This is a genomic window from Duganella phyllosphaerae, from assembly GCF_001758785.1.
GTDB classification, from domain to species: Bacteria; Pseudomonadota; Gammaproteobacteria; order Burkholderiales; family Burkholderiaceae_D; genus Rugamonas; species Rugamonas phyllosphaerae.
This window is the reverse complement of the sequence record NZ_LROM01000090.1, coordinates 160501-181909: the sequence shown is the minus strand read 5'-3', so window position 1 is coordinate 181909 and position 21409 is coordinate 160501. Positions and strand designations below refer to the sequence as shown.

Sequence of the window (21409 nt, the reverse complement as noted above, 5' to 3'; positions counted from 1 at the left end):
TTGTTAATGAGCTTAACGACTGTTCAGGATGACACTGTTAAATTTACCTTGATAGTCAGGCGGGGCGAGATACGTCCCAGAAAGTATGGTTCATATTATTTTCGATTTCCTTGATAATCTTTATCAACTCCAACATCTTCTCTCGTGAAATTTTCCCTGCTTTTGCAGCTAGACGAATATCTTTTAAAGACTCAGTTCTTTCTTTGAAGCGTTGTCGATTTAGTTTAAGTCCATCAACGAAAAGTTTAGATGCAACTTTCATTAATTCCGGGTAGGTTCTGAAAAAATCGACGGCAGGCCGAATTTCCTCTGTCACATCTACCCATTGGGATTGTAGATCTGCGAGTTTGTCAAAATCGGAGGGCTTAATTATTTTATTGTTAGGAATTCCCAGTGTGGAGATTCCCGTATTGTCATAAACTTTTCTGGCTAACTCAGAGCAATATGAATATGTTTTTGCTGACTTCGTTGAGGGAAGGATCTTATACGGTTGTGCGAGGTAGAAAACACAAGCACGAGTAATTAATTGCCTTGCGTGCTCATCTAAATTTCGTGGGCGAATGACTCTCCAGTTGTCCTCTACATCAGAGAGAATTTCATGAACTAATCTATTTGTAACCCCAATTCCTGGCATTGCATCGATGCAAATAAAATCAGCGTGGACGATTGCGACGTGGCTCGAACGCGTGTTGGAATAGAGCTTTCGCTGAAGCCTTACTAGTTTTTCAGCATTTTCTGTTTTTCCTTTCATCAGTATGATGTCACCTGTTTTAAACAGTCCATCAACTTTTTTCAATCCGTCAGTGAAAGGGTTATCCTCGCCTTTTACCATGGCTCGATGAATCGACAAGTGATGCTCAGGGATACCGCTGAATTTTGCCATAAAATCAAGCATTTCATCCGGCTGTGACTTGAGCTCATCGTATAACTTCTGCGATTTTTCCTTTGACGCCATGTGGCTGAAAATTTCGGCTGCGGCAATATTGCGTGCCATGTCTTTTAAATTTTTCATAACAATGATGTTAAATTAAAACTATTTATGAGGTTGCCAAAGGTTTTTTAACTCTAGGGTATTTCCGGGAAATAGTATAGCTTGGTTGGCGCGTGGGATGCTCAATCATTTGAACATGGCGCTTCAGAAGAGGGGATTTTCTGAGAGGTTTTTAAGGAGTGACTGACGAATTAAGATTTCGTCAGTTTCGCTGAATCCCAGTAACCGTCTAACTGGATATTCGTAAGCACTTCCATGTGGCGGCACACGATCAGATTCGCCGAATTGGTGGACGCGTGCGACGCGAGCCACCCGACTTACAAAGCCAACTTCGATCAGATCACCGGTCGCCTTCACCTTCAAATACCTTGTCGTGCGGATCTTCGAAAACATCTCGGCTTTCTGCCTCTTGATGCGCCCACATTTTCCCCGCAACTCTTTTCGCTTTTTCCTGGCTACATAAGCGGCGCCATCGGGCGCCTGTTGAGACTTGATGCGCTGCGCCTGGCTGCGGCGCAGATCAATGGCCACCTTATGATTGATGGCGCGGCGCTGGGCCGGCTGCAACTTGGCCAGCAGCGCACCCGCCCACGATTCCAGCGCACGCAGATCGTCGCTCATTTATCCGCCTGCGGGGTTTGCCACTCGGCCAGTAGCGACTCGCCGGCGTAGAGAGTCCAGAACTCGTTGGCGTATCCGGGCGTGGCTTGCGGTTCGGGCACGTGCTTGATGTCCAGGCGGCCTTGGTTTCCCCTCTGCACGGCCACACGCTCGGTCAGGTCCAGCTTGATCGAGATATCGACCGTTTCATGATTATTGAAATCCACCTCGAAGCTGATGCCGTTCTTGCGCCGGTCTTCGTTGGCCATCAGATCGAGCTGGTGGACCTTGAGCCAGGCGATCAAGGCTACCATGATGGCGTCGGCGTCGCCAGCGTAATCGGTCACGATCAGGTTCAGCTTGAAGCGGTATTCGAACGACAGCGATGCCGTGGCGGAGGCGACGACGTTGCCCTCGTCCGCAAACACCAGCAGACGTTCCGGGTCGCGCTGTAGTTCAGGGATGGCGGACGCGAGGTGCTGGCGCAGGCTATTGGGCTTGTACATTGAATTTCTCCATGACGCTGTGGTAGGCGTCGATGCAGGCGTTTAGTTGCCGGATGGCGTCGTCGCCGTCGCCGGCGATGGCGCCAAGAGTTGCCGCAGTCTCGCGGTCAAGTTCGGCTCGCGCTTGGTGCTGATCGCCGCCGGCAGCGGGGGAATGGTCGCTGCCGGCGCCGGTGGTGCACTGGCCGCTGGCGACAGGGATTGACAGCCGCACAGCACCGCTGCGCACAGCAGCATTGAAGCGGTCGCGTTCAGTTTTCGCATGGTCTTGTTCCTCGGTGAGTTTGCCGGCACGCTGCACCATGGCGGCGCCGGCGGCGCGCTCCAACGTGAGCACGCGGGCGGTGGCTTGGGTCAGGCGATTGGCGGCGTTGGCTGCGCTGGTGGCGGCCACCTGGTGCAGGCCGGCGATGGTGGCGTCCTTACGCCAGCCCTGCGCCGTCCAGCCCAGCGCGGCGCCGCACAGCAGGCATGCAACCAGTGGGCGCCAGATCGATGCTGTCACATGGCCACCCGTTCCTTGATCCAGCCGTACAAAAAGCGGCGCTGGGTCGTGTTCGCTTCGGTGATGGCCAGATAGCGCTCTGTCTGCACGCCATTGAGCGCGCGCAGCAACACCAACGCGCCTTCCTGCCCGCGCCATTTCAAAAAGGCAGCCAGCGCGCCAAGGGACAGTTCGCCCAATCGTCCATCCACGAACAGCGGGGCATAGCGGGCGCCGGTGTCGTTGAAGCCGTTCAAGCAGCGCTGCAGGAACTCGGCCGCGCGGTGCGGCCCCATGTTGATGCCGGTGTCGATCAGCTCGGCAGCGACGCCGGCATGGATGGCCAGCACCTTGTCGAACTTCGGCTCCGCGATGTAACGGGCCGTGTAGATGGCGCGCGCTACCGCTTCGGGCATGTCGCGCATCGCGCCGGTGTAGCCGTTGGCGCGCGCCACGGCCACCGTGATGCCGAAATTGGTTTCGCCACCACGATCTGCCGCGTCATTGACGTAGCCGCCTTCTGCGCGCAGGACCGCGTCGATCACGCCCTTGATGATCGCTGCGAATTCGGTGGCAATGGTTGGGGCGCTCACATCGATTCCTTGGCGGCGCGCGCCAGTTCGGCAATGTCCTTGTCGCTGCGGCGCTGGAACCATAGGGCGACGGCGCGCGATACCCACCACGCCGGCGCGCCGACGACCAGATCGACGGCAGAGGCGTTGACCATGGCGCCGATGGTGGGCAACTGCGCACACAGCATTTGGTATACGGTGCTGCCCAGCAGGCAAGAGAAGACGCCGGCGCACGCCAGGCGCGCGACGAACTCGCGCTTGTTGAACGTGCCGTCCGCGTTCAGCGGCGGCAGCACGATGTACAGCATGGCGGCGCCGACCATGCCGATAGCCGCCTTGAAGCCGTACAGCTTGACCAAGGCGGCGAAACTGCCAAACGATTCTGCGGACATAGCTTGATTCTCCGGGGTGATGGTAGGTAAATTTTTCATGGTTCATAAAAAAGGAAATACGGGCCTAGTCCCAAAGCTGCACGATGTCGGTGGCCTGACCAGTGGCCGGCGCTGGCTCGGGCAAGGTGACGAGCAAACCAGACGGTAGCACCGCGCCGTGCTGGGCAAGCCCTGGGTTGATTTCCAGCGTTTGCTCGACATAGCCGGCGCCGTCGCCCAGGTAGCGCCAGACCAGCGCATCGACGGTATCGTGTTGCTGGGTGCGCACCTGCATCAGATCAATTCCACGGTTAGGTGCGAGCGCCCGACCATATCGGCGATGGCCCACTGCGCATTGCGTCGCTGCGCGCCTGGCGCCTCGTCCAGCCACTCCATGCTTTTCTTGTCGGCCAGCGATGTGGCCGTGCTGTCATAGTCGCGGTAGCGCTCGATCAGATCCGCTTTGGCCGTGCTGTAGACGGCGCGCCGATACTGCGCCAGCAGGCGGCTTTCGCGGTTGATGCGCGTGGCCGGCACCTCCGCCAGCGCGGCAATGCCGGCCTGCGCGTGCAGCGCTTGCCACGTCGCCAGCTCGCGGTTGACGTGCAGGACGGCATCTACCACGGCTTGCACCAGGCGCGCGTCGGTGACGGTGCCATCGAGCCGCATGGCGTCGCGCATTTCGATTAAGGCGATATCTGGAAACCAGCCGTCGTTCTCGATGATGCCGGGAACCGGCGCCGGCGCCGGTGTCATGACGGTCGGCGGATACCATGGGGGCAGGGCCATAAATGACATAGGGAGTGCTCTTAAAAGGGGGAGGCGGTGGACGGGGTTCATTTGGTTGGCATCTTTGTCGATGCGTGGCCAAAATCCCCCCGTGCCGCCCGTGCTGCGGGGGTACGCTTACGCGGAACCGGCCGCGCGCTTGATGCGCCGTTCCAGCCGTTCCATATCTTTTTTGACGCCACACGCTTCCGACAATGAGCGAGCGCGTTTCAGGTGGTCCATCGCCTGCTCGGCCGACGCGATCAGCGCCGGCGCGATGTCGGTGTCGTCGGCCTGGTCGAGCACCGCAACCATGGACAGGCCGATGGCCTTGTGCAGCTTGGCGCGCGCCTGGTCGGGGGCGTCGTGGGCCGCCGTCAACTGCTCGACAGCGCACAGCACCTGCGCCGCGTGCTGTGGATCTGCCGCCAGCTTTCCGTGCAAGTAGCCTTCCGCGAACTCGTCGAGCATCAACGTGGCGATGTCGCGGCTGTAGGTTTCGGGCAGGGTGAATTTGTATTCCAGTGCGTACGCCGCCATCACCAGCGCACGTTCGTATTCGCCCGTGTCGATGTGCCAGACCAGCAGCGTGGCGAACACGTCATCTTGCGCGCCCTTGCCGCCGGCCAGCACGCCGTCGATCCATTGCGTGTACTCCGGCAGTAGCGTGGCCTTGACCTCGATCTTGCGCTCGACCGACTGAATCGACTTCAAGCGCCGGCGGTCATCGGCCAGCTTGTAGAGCATCAGCTCGTAAGCCGTGCCGGTGGTTACGCCCAGCGGCGCGGCGGCGCCGGCCGTGCGCTCGGCCAGCATGCGCGCGCGGTGGCGCAGGGCGGGGGACTGGGTGGTCATTATTTGTCTTTCAGCTCGATGTTTTCCACCAGCGCGGCCAGGCCCAGATCTTCGATGACGTACGCATCGTTGGACGACTCGTAGTTTTCGATGCGGTCGCGCTTCGGTACGTCTTCCACGCGGCGCCGGCGCGCGCCTTCCTGGAAGTAGATCGACAGGTTGTCGAAACGGGTGATCAGGATCGCGTTGTCGGGGAAGTACGGCACACGTGCCGCCGGCAAGCCGCCGATGCGTTTCTGGCTGATGATGATGTCGGTGGCCAGCGTTTCCGTGGGCGTCTGCTTGGCATTGACCAGCGGGAAATACTTGTCGCTCAAGAGCTTGCGGCCGACGATGGCGACCAGGCCAGTGTCTTCCTGATACCACGGGTCCAGCAGGTTGACGGCGTCGGTGACAGCGGCGTCCAGATTGGCGTAGTCCGCGCCTTCCACGTCGCCGACGACGATCTTGCTTGGCAGGCCGGCGCCGGCCAGGCCCAGCACGCGCTCGGGCGCCAGCTCGCGCAAGTGCTGCAACCAGCCTTTATTGACGTCTTGCAGCAGTGGGTTGGCGTCCAGATCGGTGTCGGCCATCGCTTTGAGGCCGTTGAAACCGATGACGATGCGGTCGAGCGCCTGGCGGGTGAGGATGGCATTGGCCACGCGCGACTGGAAGTCCTGGAACTTGGCCCAGGCATCGAGCTTCGCATACCCCAGGTGCGTGTCGAAGTTGGTTTGCTCGCACCGGTATTTAGTGCCGTCCATGGTTGACAGGTCGCGCGTTTCGCGATCCTTGGTTTTGGTGTTGGTGCGGCTAGCAATCGGGCCGGAGACGCCCAGGCCCAGCTTCTCGCCTTCCTGATCGGTGACGCCGATGATGTTGATTTTGGTCAGGAACTCGCTCGATTCCTGCATTTTCGTTTCCAGCTTTTGCTGCACGCTCGGCGTGACGCTAAACGTCTTGGCCACATTGTCCGTGTCGTTCAGTTGGCCCAGGCGGGTTTCATATTGGGCGAATACCTGGCGCGTTTGCTTCTTCATAGGTGATGCTCCGTTGTTGGGGTTGCTGATGTTGTGATTGGTAGTGGCGCAGGCGGCCTGTTAAAACTCGGTCTGCACGGCGCCGTCGTTGCCGGTAGCGGCCGGGCGGCGCGGGCCGTTGCCTGGCGCTTCGTCCATTTGGGTTTTGAAGGTGGCCAGCTCTTCTTGGGTAGCCTTGAGCGCCTTTTCCGCCGCGTCGATGCGTTTGACGGCAGCGGCGTAGTTGTCGCTGGCGGTGACAACGTGGCCGGCCAGCTCTTGCACCGCTTCGGTGATGTCGGCGAACTGCGCCGCGTTGCTGCCGGTGGCGCTGGAGAAGCGCGCCAGCAGGCCCCTGACGACGTCGGCCAGCTTGCCGCCTTGCGGCTCTTCAAATTCCAGCGTCACCTCCACTGCGGACGTGAACAGGTTGTCGGTTTGCTGCTTGCGGCCGGCGGAAAATTTCAGCGCTTCAGTGCCCAAGCTGGCTGGGCTGTCGGTGACGCCCAATCCCACCAGGTAGGGTTTGGACGAGTCGGCGAAATCGGGCTGGATTTCCAGACTGGTGTACAGCTTTTGCTTGGCCTTGTTGATGGCGACGAGCTCGGCGGTAGGCTCGATCTGCGCGAACAGGGCTAGTTTCTTGCCGCTGTCGGTATCCACTTCTTCGGCCTTGACCGCGATCACATCGCCGTATGCCTTGAACTGGCTGTCGGGCAGGATGCCGCGAATGTGTTCCAGCCAGATGCGCGCGCCGTAGGTGGCCGGGTTGTAGGTGGCGGCAATTTGTTCGATGGTGGCGCGGTCGATATTGCGGCCGTCGGTGGTGGCGCCTTCGGTGGCGACGCGGAAGAATTTCGATGTTGGGGTCGATGGTTTGGACATGGTGGGCGTTCTCGGTTGATCGGATAACGCCATGGTCAACTTCTTGGCGCTTGCATTCAATGCCGAGCAGGTTGCTATGGGGCATACCGACCCGCGCGCCCAACCGTTGCGCGCGCGCAGCGCCTACGCTGGCGGCATGCTAGAAATCGAACTCAAACCCGAAGACAAAATCGCCGAACTGGCGGTTCCGGAATCCGAGCCGCGCCGTGCTGCGCGCGCCCTGTACTGGAAGGGCTGGCGCGTTTCGTCCATCGCCCGGCACCTCGGCATTAAGCGCAGCACCATCAACAGCTGGAAGACGCGCGACGAGTGGGACAAGGCGCAAGCCATCGAGCACGTGGAAGCGTCGGCGGAGCTGCGCCTGGTCAAACTGATCGAAAAGGAAGTCAAGAGCGGCAGCGACTACAAGGAAATTGACCTGTTGGCGCGCACCATCGTGCAGATGGCGCGCGTGCGCCGGTATGAGCAGCCGGGCGGCAATGAGGTGGATCTGAACCCCAAGCTGGCCAATCGCAACGCCGGCCCGAAGAAGAAGCCCACCCGCAACGATTTCAGCGAAGAGCAGAAAATCCAGTTGCTCGATGCGTTTCAGGATTCGCTCTTCGATTATCAAAAGGTCTGGTATCGCAATGGCGACCAGCGCACGCGCGCCATCCTCAAAAGCCGGCAGATTGGCGCCACCTGGTACTTTGCGCGTGAGGCGCTGGCCGACGCCATGGAGACGGGCCGCAATCAGATTTTCCTGTCCGCCTCCAAGAGTCAGGCCCACGTGTTCAAGCAGTACATCGTGCAGTTCGCCCGCGAGGCGGCAGGCATCGAGTTGACCGGTGACCCCATCGTGCTGCCGAACGGCGCCCACTTGTACTTCTTGGGGACGAACGCGCGCACGGCGCAGGGCTACCACGGCAATTTCTATTTCGATGAATTTTTCTGGACGCAGAATTTCCAGGAGCTCAACAAGGTGGCCAGCGGCATGGCCATTCACAAAAAATGGCGCAAGACGTATTTCTCGACGCCATCCTCGACCACGCACCAGGCATACCCATTCTGGACCGGCGAGCTGTTCAACAAGCGCCGCGCCAAGGCTGACCAGTTCAACATCGACGTGAGCCACGCGCGCCTGTCTTCTGGCTTCACCGGCGAGGACAAGATCTGGCGCCAGATCGTCACGATCATGGACGCCGAGCGCGGCGGCTGCAACCTGTTCGACATCGACGAGCTGCGCAACTTCGAATACAGCCCGGACCAGTTCGACAACCTGTTGATGTGCAACTTCATCGACGATTCGGCCTCGGTCTTCCCGCTTGGCGATTTGCAGCGCTGCATGGTCGATTCTTGGGTGGACTGGGACGACTACAAACCGCTGGCATCACTGCGCCCGTTCGGCAACCGACCGGTATGGATCGGCTACGACCCGGCATTGAACGGCGACAGCGCTGGCTGCGTGGTGCTGGCGCCGCCCATGACCGCCGGCGGCAAGTTCCGCATCTTGGAACGCCACCAGTGGCGCGGTAAGGATTTTAAAGACCACGCCGAAGAGATCCGCCTGATGACCCAGCGCTTTAATGTGGAATACATTGGGATTGACACCACTGGCATGGGCATCGGCGTGTTTCCCATCGTGCGCCAGTTCTTCCCGGCCGCCACGGCGATTAACTATTCGCCCGAAGTCAAAACCCGCATGGTCTTGAAGGCCAAGAACATCGTCAGCCACGCACGGCTGGAATTTGATGCTGGCTGGACCGACATCGCGCAGTCGTTCATGGCCATCCGCAAGACCCTCACCCCCAGCGGCCGCAACGTCACCTACGTCGCCGGCCGTAACGAAGAGACCGGCCATGCCGACCTGGCATGGGCCTGTATGCACGCCCTCGATCACGAGCCGTTCGAAGGCACCACCGACAACAACCAATCATTCATGGAGATGTATTCTTGAGCAAATCACGACACCTGCGCGCGCGCGGCCGCCTGGCCGAACACACGCCACCGGCGGCCAGCACGGCGCCGGCCAGCGCCGCCGGCATTGAGGCGTTTTCGTTTGGCGACCCAACGCCCGTGCTCGAGCACGCCGATATCCTCGACTGTTTCGAATGCTGGAAGAACGGCAACTGGTACGAGCCGCCTGTCAACCTGGCGGGCCTGGCCAAGTCGTTCAACGCCGGCGTGCACCACAGCAGCGCAATCCACTTCAAGGCCAACGTGCTGGCGTCAACGCTGATGCCGAGCAAGTACCTGTCGCGCGACGCTTTCAAGCGCATGGCGCTGGACTTTCTGACGTTCGGCAATGCCTACCTGGAAGACCGGCCCAGCCGCAGCGGCATGCCGCTCAAGTACGAGCACGCCCTGGCCAAGTACATGCGGCGTGGCGTCGAGCTGGATACGTATTTTTTCGTGAACGCCTACCAGACGGTGCACCAGTTCGACAAGGGAAGGGTGTTCCACCTGATGGAACCGGACGTTAACCAGGAGCTGTACGGCGTACCGCAATACCTGAGCGCGCTGCAATCGGCTTGGCTCAACGAGGCGGCCACCCTGTTCCGCCGCAAATACTACAAGAACGGCTCGCACGCCGGCTTCGTGTTCTACATGACCGACGCCGCCGCCAACACGCAGGACGTGGACAATCTGCGCCAGGCCATGCGCGACAGCAAAGGACCGGGCAATTTCCGTAACCTGTTCATGTACGCACCCAACGGCAAGAAGGACGGCATCCAGATCCTGCCGGTGTCGGACGTGGCCGCGAAGGATGAATTTTTCAACATCAAGAGCGTGACGCGGGACGACCAGTTGGCCGCGCACCGGGTGCCGCCGCAGTTGATGGGCATCCTGCCTAACAATGCGGGCGGCTTCGGCGCTGTCGAGCCGGCCGCGCGGGTCTTCGCACGCAACGAGCTCGAACCGTTGCAAACGCAGTTCATGGCCATTAACGAGTGGGCGGGCGTGGAGGTGGTGAAGTTCGCGCCGTACGAGCTGGCCAAATCCGGGGAGGGCGCAGCATGAGCGACCACATCGACAAGACCGACAAGATCATTTTTGCAGAGGTGGCGCGGGGCTTGGCCGCCGTCCGTGGCCGGCCCGCGCTGGTGGCGCAGGGCTGCTGCCACTACTGCGAAGAGCTGGTGCCGTCGGCCCTGAGTTTCTGCGGCGTAGAATGCCGCGACGATTATGATAAGGAACTCGCGGCGAAGGCGCGCGCAGGCCGCCCAGGATAGGCACCAGGGCGCGTATTCCTGCCACGCCGTGCCGGCATTACTCAATAACGCAGGACCGCCCCCAGCCACCCCACAGGCCGCCCATGAGGCGGCTTTTTCACGCCCATAGGTTGCGAGTTGCATAAGAGGCAATAAAAACAACCTTTTTGGCCTGGCGCGCGCAGTTGTCCCCACTCCACACCTGCCCGCTATATGGGCCTCTTATGACTCAAATTTGCGTTATGGCTGGTGGCGCATGACGGCTGGCGCGGCGGGCCGAAATTGCAGCATCAATTTTGACGCATTTTGACGCGCTTTTGAGGCATTTTAAGTTTGCCGCATGTCCAGTTGAGGAAATGCCTCCGGCCGCGCCGCCAGGGGGGCTTGGATGGCCTCTAATGCGATAAGTGGTAATTGAGCATCGATGCTGGTGCTCATGGCGCTGCCGAACCTTCATCTCGGTTCAGCAGCGCCATTGCCTTATACTCGAATTGGCAGAGACACTTGAGGCTGAAGCGGCGTCAAGATATTTGCATAGGCGCGAAGAATTTCGTTATAAAGATCTGCATGCTTTGGTGCCTTGATTGTTATCACCAACGCGTACCGAATCTTTTCGGCGCTGTTCGCCTTGCCGCCGCCTTCACGAGCGTTATAGTGAATGTCGAAAACTGGGTCGCTTAACGAAGTGCCGCGCATATTCTTTTCGCCATGAAGGACAGTTTCCCACTTGCCCATATCGGAGCGACGCTCTTCCTCGGTCGCAAATTGTTTCAAGTCAAAGAAGCCCTTTGACGCCGCATTTGCGGCACCGTCTTTTACCTTGCTGGAGTTTGGTCGGAATACCACATCGAGGCCTGCGCGCGTATACGCAGAGGCATCCTGAGGATCGACGGGGCAGGCATAGCAAAAAGTCGCTCCCAGCGAGATATTGCCGGTAAGCCCGCCAGCAGGCAGGGGGAGAGACGCACGCAAATACTTGCCAGGTTTGAGTTCCCCTTGATAAATGACTCGTGCTACGCCGTCTGGGCAAGTAATAAGTGTCATCAAGTCCTCAGGGATCTTGCCCCAACCGACCTCGCATTTATCGTATTCACCCGGATCGGCGCCATGAATTAGTAGCGCCTTGAGGGTCAGTGGAGACAAGTCCGCGCCCAGGATTGCGCGCATTCCCACTGCGCTTCGCAGTAGGTAGGGACCAGCAAAGCTCGTTCCCATTTGCGGTGAGAGTTTGGGCTTGCTTGAAGGCGTCAGTACATGAAAGTATTGAGATGTTTCACCGCCAAAGGCTAGCAGGTCAGGCTTCATCACCCCCGGACTGCGTCCCGGTCCGATGGCACTGTATGGCGCGCGAGTCCAGCTCGCGCCAGTTGAGTCTGCTGCACCAACGGCAATACCATTGACGCAATCAGATGGTACTTGTACGCGTGCATTACCTGATTCACGATCATGCTCGCCATTGTTGCCGACCGCAATAGTCATAAATGTGTCGCCGTCACTCAGGAGGTCATCGATTACTGCTGTCCACGCATGTACGTCAGTATCTTCAATTGGCAAGTCCGGTCCGAGGCTGAGATTGATAAATTCGTATTGTCGAGACAGCAGCACTTGTTCGACAAATCCCAGTGTACGATACATATCAAGACGGTCTTCCGTGTCCGAATCATCATCAAGGACTCGAACATTATCAACATACGAATATGGGCGTTCCGCAATTCCGCCCGGTTGAAGCGGCCCGAACAAGAACGCTGAGGTTACCCCCAAGCCATGCTCATTCGCCTCCGGGTCATCCGCTGCGTTCATATCCAGGCGATGATAAGCTTTTAACCAAGGGCCAATAGGATGTTGTGCTGGCAGCCCACCATCCAAAATAGCTACCCGTGGTTCGGAGGATAGCGGCTGCGCATTTGGCAACTGGCAGGTAACAGAGACACTTGAGCCACGCGTCACAGGACGGGTGCCACGCAAACTCGGCATCGGCCGGATAACTCGCACGAAAGAGAAAGTAGACAGCCGCTCCATAGATTCGCGACTCCCTTCTGCTGGAACGAACCACAGGCTTCCAGCTTGAAATGCCAGCTCTACATGAAGCTTTACATCCTGCTTTGCTGCGAACCGAGAGAATGCCTTCTGGATGAAAGCAGAATCTTCGTCTTGCAGCAGATGAATTCCCACCTCGAAGAAGCGCTCCTTCTTACTGCCGTATTTACGCACCCGCTCTCCCGGTAAAAAGGCCGCGAAGTCCTCAATATGTGCGATATCCTTGGCTTCATCAGAATCCTGCTCGGCATGCTGAATCCAGTTAGGCAAGCTGCGGAAAACGCTACGCTTGCCGGCCACAAACAGTTGAGTAGTGCTCGATTCGATAGGAGGGCCTTTTTTTGTCCAAGCTTCTGGCGTAATTTTGACAGTCCGGCTACCCACCGATTCCAGGCCCGCCGCACGCAACAATGCAACAGGAAAGTATGACCGAGCAATATAGCCAGGATTAAGAGTCAGCACGGCAACGCCGAAATCACGTGGACAAGCCTCTTCGGGCAGGGCATCAAGTTCAAGGGACGCACGTTCCAATTTCGGCGTCAATCGTTTAATCGCATAAGAATACGGATAGACCTCAGCCTTGTCGCCGAAGCGCTTAGGTCCTTTAATGTCGCGCACAAGCATCTCTCCGCGACCAATCAGAAAGTTCGGTTTGTTCATATTTTCTTATTTCCCTTTGCAGTTTTGGTTGTTTCGCTCAAATACTTTCGTATGGTATCGCGACTTACTCCGGTTAAATCAGAAACGACATGTTGAGAAAGTGACTCGGTCTTCGCCAGCATGACTGCAAGATCGATCCGAGCAGAACGCTCAAGCGCTTGTGTGCGCCCTCGAATAAACTCTTCGATTATCGCTGCATCTGATGCAGTTCCCAACGCAAGAGTGCGGCGGAATTTCTGTATAGAGCGCTCGATATCGCTGATAGAAGAACCTTTAAAGGCATGGGAAAGCACATCGATCCACTTTGCTAACAATGGAAGATCATTCCCAAGGAAGCGGCGCATGGCCTCCTTAATCGCCACCTGATCTGGAAGTTCGAACTTAATTTCCATATCAAAACGACGCCACAAGGCAGGATCGATCAGCTCGGGATGATTCGTGGCCGCAACCAGCAAACTGGTGGAAGGCCAATTATCAACCTCTTGCAGAATTACATTAACAAGCCGCTTAAGTTCGCCTACATCTGCATCATCGCTGCGACGCTTTGCAATCGCATCGATCTCGTCAAGGAAGAGCACGCATGGCACTCGTTTCGCAAAATCGAGAGCCGATCGCAAATTACTTCCGCTTTTCCCCAGCAAGCTGCTCATTACTGCGGTCAAATCGAGGACGTAAAGTGGCACTCCTAATTGTGCAGCGAGCCATCGTGCAGTCATAGATTTACCGACTCCCGGTGGTCCCACAAAAATAGCTGAGCGTGAAGGTTGAAGGCCCGCAGCCAACAGCCTATCTGTTTGCCGCCGCTCTTCAACTAGCTGAGTCAGCGAAGCACTCAGCTCCTCGGGAAAAAGCGGCGGGGGGAAGTCGCGTGGATCGTTAAATACCCGCAGCAAAGCTAGTCGGGAATCGTCGTCAATCGGCATCGCATGGTGAGCGCTTGGAGTCGGAGTGGCCACACGGCGCAGCGGCGAACTCGTCCGCGTCGAGCGATTGCGAAGGTATAAGTCGAGCTGTCCAGCCAGTTGCGGCTCGCTCGCTCGATATTTCCGGACTAAGCGCGCAACAAAAAGGCGCACATCGTCGACTTGCTCAGAAAGTGACAGTCTGACAAGCTGGGCTAAATCCGTCTTGATTTTATCTAATTCGTCCATTGATGGTGTAACTCTTTGTTTTTCATAGTAAATTTAATTTGGATAACTGGACTAATCAAATTTTACACTGTTTTTAACGTACGTGTATAGATGTACAGTATTTAGTGCGAAGGTTTGACACAGCAATGCGTAGTACATCAAGAGGCTTTACAGGCAGAGGACTGGGGCAAGGGAATAGGACGTGTCCCCTGCATCGGAAATGCACTGGACCCGCGCGGAAGATCCCACCCATGCGCTACGGGAAGCTTCGGGCGAATCGGTGGCATGCTAGCGGAGCTGATCGGGGCGATGTTCTTAGGGGGAGCGACGTTTTTTGGAACGTATCGCCCGGCAACTTATGGTCGAAAGGCTTTCGTCGCCTGGCGCTCACAAGGCATCCAACAGGGCGGTACGCCTTTCGCTTCAAGGGAGATTTTCTGGGATGGAGCGCTCCACAAATGGGAGGCGTACCGCATGGATCAGGGCTATATACGGCTTCCAGAAACGATATTTGTGGAGTAAAAACTGTCCGCAAACCTGCTTGGTTGCTCAATTCCTTGCCGAGCTTCCCAAGCTTCATACGAGGGTTCGATTCCCTTCACCCGCTCCATAGTTCAAGCAGGAGGGAAGCCATGACCCCGGACTGGAACGATCAAGGTGTCTTACCACCATTGCGCCCGTGCCTGCCGGGCAGCTCTCAGTGCAATTTTCTCAAATTGCCACATGATTCCAAATGAGAGACATTCGTCTCCCGTTGTGATACATTTTTGTATGCTCGCAAATTTCCTCCTAGGCACCTTCCGTACCCGCATCTTGTCTGCGCTGCTATTGCATCCCGATGCCGCTTGGCACTCCAGGGAACTGGCCCGGCGCATCGGAGTACTGCCGGGTAGCGCCAACCGGGAATTGGTCAAGCTTGCCGATGCCGGTATCTTGTTGCGCCAGAATGTCGGCAATCAGGTTCACTACCGCGCCAACCGCGACTGTCCCGTCTTCGAGGAATTGGCAGGCATGCTGAGGAAGACTTCCGGGATGGCTAACGTGCTGGCTGACGCGCTGCTGCCATTGGCCGACTGCATCGAGTACGCACTGATCTTTGGTTCGGTAGCGCGCGGGCAAGAGACAGTCCATTCGGACGTCGATATACTGGTTTTGGGGAGCGTCGGTTTTGCGGAAGTGATTGAGGCGCTGCATCCTGCGCAGGATGAACTCCATCGCGAAATTAATCCCGTGGTCTATAGAGTCGATGACTTCAGCGCCAAGCTGGCGTCGGGCAATAGCTGGGCTCGCGAAGTCGTAGAGAAGCCCAAGCTGTTTTTGATCGGGGACGAGTATGACTTTAGAAAACTTGTTAAAGATCCAGAGCCTGATAGCGTTCCAGACCAGGCGTGAAGACGTCCAGCGTCTGCTCGCAGCAGCGGAGCGCAACCTGAGCGATGCCGCCATCACTGCCATCAGCGATGAAAACCGATTCGATGCGGCCTATAAATGCGTGATGCAGTGTGCAATGGCAAGCTTGCTCACTCATGGCTACCGTACATCGAAAAGCAAACCTGGACATCATCAAACCGCCATTCAAACCTTGCCGCTCACTGTGGGTCTCGACCCGAAGACCATGGTGGTGCTTGACGGTCTACGCAAGCAACGCAATATCGCCGACTACGACGGCGACCCGATCAGTCCTACAGCGGTGGCTGAATGCATCAAACAAGCCGAAGACTTACTCTCACATGTTCGGAGATGGCTCACTGTACATCATCCAGAGCTCTGTTGACGACACAACGCCCCCGCAGTCCATAGAACCACGAGGGCGCAGCTTGTATCCTTAAAACGTCGTCAGCACAAAATCAATGCACGAACAACGCAATCAGGATCACGATTGGCAGCGGGATGCCCAGTAACAGCAACAGGATCGAGCGCATGGTGGTCTCCTTCGATTAAATGGTGGTGCGTACGAACACGCGGGCATGGTCGCGGTGGCGGCCGCCGACGGTGGCCAGCAGGCTGGCGACGAAGGCGCCCAGCAGCAGGGCGACGAACATCCACAGGGCCGAGTGGGCGGCGGCTTTGCGCGCTTCGTCGGCGGCGGCTTTGGCTTTGGCCTTGACGTCGGCGGCCGCTTGCTTGGCCTGGGCGTAAATCAGGTCCACGCGCTGCTCGGCTTCGGCCTGGGTCAGGCCGGTGCGCTTGGCGATGATTTGCGCCATGTAGTTGCGGTCGTCGGCGTTGATCTTGCCGTTGGCTAGGTCGGCCAGCAGGATGCGGTTGATCTCGGCGCGCTCGGCCTCGGTCGCTGGCGAGCCGCCCGGCGAGCGCAGCACCATGTCGGAGAAGTAGTTGGTGCCGTCGTCCTTGGCGCCAGCTGCTGCAACACCAGCGGTGACCGCCGGTGCGGCGGCGCCGGCGGTGTCGATGGCGCCGCCGATCACGGCGCGCACGCCGCCGGCCAGCACGGCAACAGTGACCAGCGTGGCCACGGCCCAGGCCAGCAGGCCGTGGGCAGTGTCGCGGAAGTGCACTTCATCGCTTTGCACGCCGGCCCATTTGACGCGCAGGCGGCCGGCCATGTAGCCGCCGATGCCCGCTGCGGCCAACTGGGTAAAGGCGATCCAGCCGATGGCGGCGGCGCCCAGTGCGCCACCGTTGTTGTACTCGTACGGCGAGACCGACGACAGGCCCAGGCCCATGCCGAGGATCAGCAGGATGAACGAAAGGGTGGACGCGGCTGCGGCGCCGGCCAGAATGGCCCCCCACGATACGCCCGAAGATAAATTGTCACTCGATTCGCGGCTGACGACTGTCGTTCCCGGTCCTGCTGGTTGTGCATGCATGATTGCTCCTTGTTGAATGTGATTCAGGCAGGGGTGATCATGCGCCAAGGACGAGCAGGTGTATGTTCGCGCACCAACCTTCAGCCACAATCTCGCTGGCGGCACGGATTGTTCACATCCGCGCGCCACTGCTTCACCAGCTGGCGCCGGTGGCCCGGGTAGCACTCGTCGAGAAACGCCAGTGTGGCGATGCGGTCCACGCGCAGCACGCGGAACGCGCCGCTGGTCTCGCACCACGCCGCCACCGACCAGCGCGAATCGACAAATCCCAGCATCACCGGCCAGATGACCAGTGCCGCGCGCGGCTCGGCATCGTCGAGCAAACTGACGCGCAACTTGCGCTGTTCGCGCACCGCCCGCCGCAGACGGCCCAGGTCCACGCCGGCGTGGTCCTGGTGGCGGCTGATGTAGAGCGCGTTGTCGTCGAGGGTGCGGCGCAGGTCCGGCGTGAGCACGGCGTCGATTTTCGCCAGCGCGTTTTGCACCGCGCGCGCCAGGCCTTCGTCGGTGTGGCGACTGACCCACTGGGCGCCGGCCACCAGTGCCTGCAATTCTTCTTCGGTGAAGGTGAGCGGCGGCAGCGTGTAGCCGGGTTTCAAAAGATAGCCCACGCCTGCTTCGCCGGCGATGTCGGCGCCCATGGTTTGCAGGGTGGCGATGTCGCGCCGCAGCGTGCGCAGCGACACGCCCGTCTCGCGCGCCAGCACCGCGCCGGCCACCGTGCCGCGATGGCGGCGCATCACCTGCATCAGGTCCTGCAAACGGTGACTGCGCGTCATGGCCGGTCCATCCTGATCACGGCCTTGCCACCGAGCCGTTGCCCCTGTTCCAGTGCGGTGATGATGGCGATCGCGTCGCCCAGCGGTGCCACCTTGCCGATCGACAGCCGCAGCGCGCCGTCGCCGGCCTGGCGCGCCAGTTGATCGAGCAGGTCTGCGCGCGGCGCGCACATCACCAGTTTGAGGCGCCGGTCGAACACGGCGCGCAAAAATTTGCCCGGCGTGGGATGCAGGTCCAGCAGCACGCCGCCCGGTTTGAGCAGGCCGAAGCCGGTCGCCATGGTCAGGTTGGCAGCGGTGTCGAAGACGGCGTCGTAGCGGGTGGCGAGGCGCGACAAATCGGTGCTGCTGTAATCGTACGCGTGCTCCACGCCGAGTGCGCGCGCGCGTTCCATGTCGGCCTCGCTGCACGTGCCCGATACGCGCACACCGGCGCCGCGCGCCAGTTGCACCGCCGCTTCGCCCACCGCGCCCATGCAGCCGTTGATGAACAGGTGCTGGCCAGCTGCCAGGGCGGCCTTGTCGAACAGCGCGTTCCAGGCTGTGACGCCGGGCGTACCGAGGCAGGCGGCCTGGTCGAAATCGAGATTGGCCGGCTTGCGCGCCAGTGCGCTGTCGTTGGCGATGACGGCCGTGCCGAGCGCGCCGCACTGCTTGAAGCGCGACTGGTCGAAGACCTCGTCGCCCACCTTGAAGCGGGTAACACCGGGCCCCACCGCCATCACCGTGCCGGCCAGGTCCATGCCCATGGCGCGCGGGAAGCGCTTGCCGGTGACGATTTTCATCTCGCCCTGGCGCATTTTCCAGTCGATGGGGTTGATGGCGGCAGCCGTGACGCGCACCGCCACCTGGCCCTTGGCGGGCGCTTCCAGCGTAAACGGCGCCACGCGCATCTCTTGCGGGCCGCCGTATTGCTGGTACTCGAGTCGTTTCATCATGGTCATGCTCACTGTTGGGCTGGTAAGGCTTCAATGTAGCGCACGCTGGTGCCAGTTCCTGTCACCAGCGTGCTGCGCTGACCTCACGCGCGGTTCATGCGCGCAAACAGCGCCTCGCCCATCTTGCGCGAACCGGCCGATAGTCCGACCAGCACCTCGTCCTGGCCGGTGGCCAGTTGCGCCAGCGCGTCGGCGACGAAGTCGTCGGCCGACATCATCGGCGCGCTGGCTGTGCCGCTGCTGCGGGCACCGCCGCCCAGTCCGGTATCGACGATGGGCGGCGCCATTTCCACCACCCGCACGCTGGTATGGCGCAACTGGTGGCGCAGGCTCAGCGTGTACGAGTGCAGCGCAGCCTTGGTGGCGCAATACACGGGCACGTCGGCCATCGGTGCAAACGCCAGACCCGAACTGACATTGATGATCACTGACGGGTGGCGTTGCAGCGCGGGCAGCAGGGCGCCGGTCAGCAGCACCGGCGCTGTGAAGTTGGTGGCCACTTCCAGCTCCAGGCCATCAAGCGCATCGGGCTCGGCCAGCTGGCGCCGGTATTGGACGCCGGCGTTGTTGACCAGCACATTGAGGTCGGGATGGGCGGCGTGCAGCCACCCGACCAGCGCGCGCCGGCTGGCACTGTCGTTGAGGTCGCACACGCGCGTAACCAGTTCCGGTACCTGCGCCTGGGCCGAGTCGAGCGCTGTCTGGTTGCGGCCGCAGATGATCACGCGGTTGCCGCGCAGTGCCAGGGCCCGCGCCAGTGCAAAGCCGATGCCGGCGGCGCCGCCGGTGATGAGGATGGTGTTATTGGTGAGATTCATGTCGCTGTCTTTCTCGAGTTTAAGAAAGGCGTGCCTACGAAAGGACGGATGCCGCAGGCACACCTGGACGACCGGCAAAAGCCGGGTCAGGTGTCGCGGATACCCTGTAGGGAAAAGCTGCCACCCCGGGGCGGGGCGGTGACCGGGCTACCATCTGGTCTGCGCTCTTTCGACAGACACTTTATAGCAGGTTTCTTGCCGTGTTGCACGCCCTGCGCCAGGTTGCCGTATACTTCACGGTTCACCTCGCTCAAATCCCGGAATCCCCATGCACGTCGGTCCCCAGCAACGCCGCTCCACCCGCCTCGCTTTTCTTGCCGCCGGTCTTGCCATGGCGGCCTGGGCGCCGCTGGTGCCGTTTGCCAAGGCACGGCTGGAGCTCGGCGAAGCGGACCTCGGTCTGTTGCTGCTGTGCCTGGGTGCTGGTTCGCTGATGGCGATGCCGGCCATCGGCCTGATGACCGCGCGCTTCGGTTGCCGCATCGTGATGCTGGTGGCGGGACTGTGCGTGTGCCTGATCCTGCCTGCGCTGGCGATCGCGCCCACGCCGCTGGCGCTGGGCGCCGCGCTGTTCGGCTTTGGCGCTTCGCTCGGCGCGCTCGACGTGGCCATGAATGTACAGGCCGTGATCGTCGAGCGCGAGAGCGGCGGACGATTGATGTCGGGCTTCCATGGCCTGTTCAGCGTCGGTGGTTTTGTTGGCGCCGGGCTGATGGCGGCCATGTTGTGGCTGGGCTTGACGCCGGCGCTGGCCATCGTGATCGTGGCGGTGCTGGTGGCGTTGGCGCTGCTGTTCGGCGCGCCGCATTTCCTGCGCGAGCCCGAGGCGGCCGACCGCGAGGCGCCGATGTTCGTGGTGCCGCACGGCGCCGTGATCTTCATCGGTGTGCTGTGTTTCCTGTGCTTCCTGGCCGAAGGCGCCGTGCTCGACTGGAGCGCGCTGTTGCTCACGGCCGAGCATGGCATGGACGCGGCCCGCGCCGGCCTCGGCTATGCCGCGTTTGCGGCGGCGATGACCATCGGCCGCCTGACCGGCGACCGCGTGGTGGCCAGGCTGGGCGGCAAGCGGGTGATGCTGCTCGGTGGCCTGTGCAGCGCGCTCGGCTTCTTCCTGGCCGTCATGGCCAGCTCGGCGCCGCTGGCGCTGCTGGGCTTTTTGCTGGTGGGACTGGGCGCCTCGAACGTGGTGCCGATCCTGTTCACCGCCGCCGGCAACCAGGACGCCATGCCGGCCGGGCTGGCCATCGGCGCCATCACCACGATCGGCTATGCCGGCATCCTGGCCGGGCCGGCCGTGATCGGCTTCGTCGCCCACGCATCGAGCCTGACCGTGGCCTTTGCAGGCCTCGGTGGCGCGATGCTGGTGATTGCCGCCAGCGCCCGCCTGGGCGCGAACGCAAAAAGCTGATCGACAAACAACATGGGCTGCAAACTTACGTTGACAGCCTTAACCGATACTCGGTAGTATGAAAACGATTTCAAGGCCTTTGCGGGTCATGTGGTCCAGTGTTGTCTGTGGTCTTCAGCCTCCATGGTTTGCCATGGGGGCATTTTTTTATTTCAGCGTGACCGGCACCACGATCTTGTCGTCACCGATCTCAATTGCCGCATCGGTAAAATCGGGCGGACCGAACTTGCCGCGCGCATCGCGGCTGAACCCATAGTTTTCCTTCGGCACACCGATGAAGTTGCGGTCGAGCTTGTCGTTCTGGTTTTCATCCTGGTAGACCAGCACTGCCCACGTACCTTTTGGCACGTTGTCGATGGTGACCGTGGTCTGGCCTGCTTGCGCCGGGGCCGAGCCCGAGTAGGCGCAATCCTTGAGGAAGTGTTCCTTGTCGCAGACGGCGGCATTGATCTTGCCCTTGCCGCCGGCCACGCCGCTGACCTTGACTTCCACGCTGGCGGCCGATGCCGAGCCGGCAAACAGGGCGAAGGCCAGCCACAGCATGGCGCGCGGGAAAAGGGGCTTGTGGTAGGCTGTGCTCATAGTGT

Annotated in this window: 24 protein-coding genes; 6 read left to right on the top strand and 18 right to left on the bottom strand. The window is 60.0% G+C overall.

Annotated elements, in window-relative coordinates:
• Positions 1-55: 55 nt before the first annotated feature.
• The 11 genes from DUPY_RS27250 to DUPY_RS14720 all read right to left on the bottom strand — a co-directional run bounded on the left by DUPY_RS27250 (position 56) and on the right by DUPY_RS14720 (position 7030).
• Entirely contained in the window at positions 56-1012 is a 957-nt protein-coding gene (locus DUPY_RS27250; protein WP_071651644.1) for a YiiX/YebB-like N1pC/P60 family cysteine hydrolase, read from the bottom strand.
• Between the two features lie 123 nt (positions 1013-1135).
• A complete protein-coding gene (locus tag DUPY_RS14765; protein ID WP_070249145.1) occupies positions 1136-1612 on the bottom strand; it encodes a phage virion morphogenesis protein in 477 nt (158 codons plus the stop codon).
• A complete protein-coding gene (locus DUPY_RS14760; protein WP_070249144.1) occupies positions 1609-2097 on the bottom strand; it encodes a phage tail protein in 489 nt (162 codons plus the stop codon). Before DUPY_RS14760 ends, DUPY_RS14765 begins: the two co-directional genes overlap by 4 nt.
• Positions 2081-2602, bottom strand: a complete 522-nt coding sequence (locus tag DUPY_RS14755; protein WP_070249143.1) for a lysis system i-spanin subunit Rz — start codon at positions 2600-2602, stop codon at positions 2081-2083. Before DUPY_RS14755 ends, DUPY_RS14760 begins: the two co-directional genes overlap by 17 nt.
• Entirely contained in the window at positions 2599-3174 is a 576-nt protein-coding gene (locus DUPY_RS14750) for a glycoside hydrolase family 108 protein (RefSeq protein WP_229255378.1), read from the bottom strand. The genes DUPY_RS14755 and DUPY_RS14750 overlap by 4 nt, the downstream gene beginning before the upstream one ends.
• Positions 3171-3545 (bottom strand): hypothetical protein, encoded by a 375-nt coding sequence (locus tag DUPY_RS14745; RefSeq protein WP_070249142.1) that lies wholly within the window; start codon positions 3543-3545, stop codon positions 3171-3173. The genes DUPY_RS14750 and DUPY_RS14745 overlap by 4 nt, the downstream gene beginning before the upstream one ends.
• A gap of 64 nt (positions 3546-3609) precedes the next feature.
• Positions 3610-3819, bottom strand: coding sequence for a tail protein X (locus DUPY_RS14740; RefSeq protein ID WP_070249141.1), 210 nt, complete (start codon positions 3817-3819; stop codon positions 3610-3612).
• Positions 3819-4322, bottom strand: a complete 504-nt coding sequence (locus tag DUPY_RS14735) for a head completion/stabilization protein (RefSeq protein ID WP_071651643.1) — start codon at positions 4320-4322, stop codon at positions 3819-3821. Before DUPY_RS14735 ends, DUPY_RS14740 begins: the two co-directional genes overlap by 1 nt.
• Positions 4323-4430: 108 nt before the next feature.
• Positions 4431-5147 (bottom strand): phage terminase small subunit, encoded by a 717-nt coding sequence (gene gpM, locus DUPY_RS14730; RefSeq protein WP_070249139.1) that lies wholly within the window; start codon positions 5145-5147, stop codon positions 4431-4433.
• Entirely contained in the window at positions 5147-6166 is a 1020-nt protein-coding gene (locus DUPY_RS14725; RefSeq protein WP_070249138.1) for a phage major capsid protein, P2 family, read from the bottom strand. Before DUPY_RS14725 ends, gpM begins: the two co-directional genes overlap by 1 nt.
• A gap of 60 nt (positions 6167-6226) precedes the next feature.
• Positions 6227-7030 carry a GPO family capsid scaffolding protein gene (locus DUPY_RS14720; protein WP_070249137.1) on the bottom strand — a complete coding sequence of 268 codons (804 nt, stop codon included), beginning with the start codon at positions 7028-7030 and terminating at the stop codon, positions 6227-6229.
• Between the two features lie 136 nt (positions 7031-7166).
• On the opposite strand from DUPY_RS14720, the gene DUPY_RS14715 reads away from it, so the two are divergent.
• From DUPY_RS14715 to DUPY_RS14705, 3 genes are read left to right on the top strand one after another with little or no spacing between them, the layout of a single operon-like run.
• Complete coding sequence (locus tag DUPY_RS14715; protein WP_070249280.1) at positions 7167-8966, top strand: terminase ATPase subunit family protein; 1800 nt, start codon at positions 7167-7169, stop codon at positions 8964-8966.
• The gene (locus DUPY_RS14710; RefSeq protein ID WP_229255377.1) at positions 8963-10030 is read left to right on the top strand and encodes a phage portal protein; all 1068 of its coding nucleotides are present in this window, start codon (positions 8963-8965) and stop codon (positions 10028-10030) included. The genes DUPY_RS14715 and DUPY_RS14710 overlap by 4 nt, the downstream gene beginning before the upstream one ends.
• The gene (locus DUPY_RS14705; protein ID WP_070249136.1) at positions 10027-10242 is read left to right on the top strand and encodes a hypothetical protein; all 216 of its coding nucleotides are present in this window, start codon (positions 10027-10029) and stop codon (positions 10240-10242) included. Before DUPY_RS14710 ends, DUPY_RS14705 begins: the two co-directional genes overlap by 4 nt.
• Before the next feature lie 459 nt (positions 10243-10701).
• Here DUPY_RS14705 and DUPY_RS14700 read toward each other — a convergent pair whose 3' ends face one another.
• Together DUPY_RS14700 and DUPY_RS27245 are read right to left on the bottom strand one after the other, a co-directional pair.
• Positions 10702-12918 carry a S8 family peptidase gene (locus DUPY_RS14700; RefSeq protein ID WP_070249135.1) on the bottom strand — a complete coding sequence of 739 codons (2217 nt, stop codon included), beginning with the start codon at positions 12916-12918 and terminating at the stop codon, positions 10702-10704.
• Positions 12915-14069: an AAA family ATPase gene (locus DUPY_RS27245; protein ID WP_071651642.1), complete on the bottom strand. Its 1155-nt coding sequence runs from the start codon at positions 14067-14069 to the stop codon at positions 12915-12917. The genes DUPY_RS14700 and DUPY_RS27245 overlap by 4 nt, the downstream gene beginning before the upstream one ends.
• 750 nt (positions 14070-14819) lie before the next feature.
• Here DUPY_RS27245 and DUPY_RS14685 point away from each other — a divergent pair.
• Positions 14820-15440 carry a nucleotidyltransferase domain-containing protein gene (locus DUPY_RS14685; RefSeq protein WP_070249132.1) on the top strand — a complete coding sequence of 207 codons (621 nt, stop codon included), beginning with the start codon at positions 14820-14822 and terminating at the stop codon, positions 15438-15440.
• Entirely contained in the window at positions 15382-15822 is a 441-nt protein-coding gene (locus DUPY_RS27240; protein WP_071651641.1) for a DNA-binding protein, read from the top strand. The genes DUPY_RS14685 and DUPY_RS27240 overlap by 59 nt, the downstream gene beginning before the upstream one ends.
• Before the next feature lie 163 nt (positions 15823-15985).
• Here the strand turns inward: DUPY_RS27240 and DUPY_RS14680 are convergent, their stop codons facing one another.
• From DUPY_RS14680 to DUPY_RS14665, 4 genes are all read right to left on the bottom strand, one after another.
• On the bottom strand, positions 15986-16879 hold the full coding sequence (locus tag DUPY_RS14680; RefSeq protein WP_070249131.1) for a hypothetical protein: 894 nt from the start codon (positions 16877-16879) through the stop codon (positions 15986-15988).
• A gap of 80 nt (positions 16880-16959) precedes the next feature.
• Positions 16960-17658, bottom strand: a complete 699-nt coding sequence (locus DUPY_RS14675) for a helix-turn-helix transcriptional regulator (protein WP_070249130.1) — start codon at positions 17656-17658, stop codon at positions 16960-16962.
• Positions 17655-18596 (bottom strand): NAD(P)-dependent alcohol dehydrogenase, encoded by a 942-nt coding sequence (locus tag DUPY_RS14670; RefSeq protein ID WP_229255376.1) that lies wholly within the window; start codon positions 18594-18596, stop codon positions 17655-17657. The genes DUPY_RS14675 and DUPY_RS14670 overlap by 4 nt, the downstream gene beginning before the upstream one ends.
• A gap of 83 nt (positions 18597-18679) precedes the next feature.
• On the bottom strand, positions 18680-19414 hold the full coding sequence (locus DUPY_RS14665) for an SDR family oxidoreductase (protein WP_070249129.1): 735 nt from the start codon (positions 19412-19414) through the stop codon (positions 18680-18682).
• Positions 19415-19682: 268 nt separating this feature from the next.
• Here DUPY_RS14665 and DUPY_RS14660 point away from each other — a divergent pair, with 268 nt between their 5' ends.
• Positions 19683-20822, top strand: a complete 1140-nt coding sequence (locus tag DUPY_RS14660; RefSeq protein WP_070249128.1) for an MFS transporter — start codon at positions 19683-19685, stop codon at positions 20820-20822.
• A gap of 147 nt (positions 20823-20969) precedes the next feature.
• On the opposite strand, the gene DUPY_RS14655 is transcribed toward DUPY_RS14660, so the two are convergent.
• Positions 20970-21404, bottom strand: a complete 435-nt coding sequence (locus DUPY_RS14655) for a DUF2141 domain-containing protein (RefSeq protein ID WP_084640722.1) — start codon at positions 21402-21404, stop codon at positions 20970-20972.
• Positions 21405-21409 lie beyond the last annotated feature (5 nt).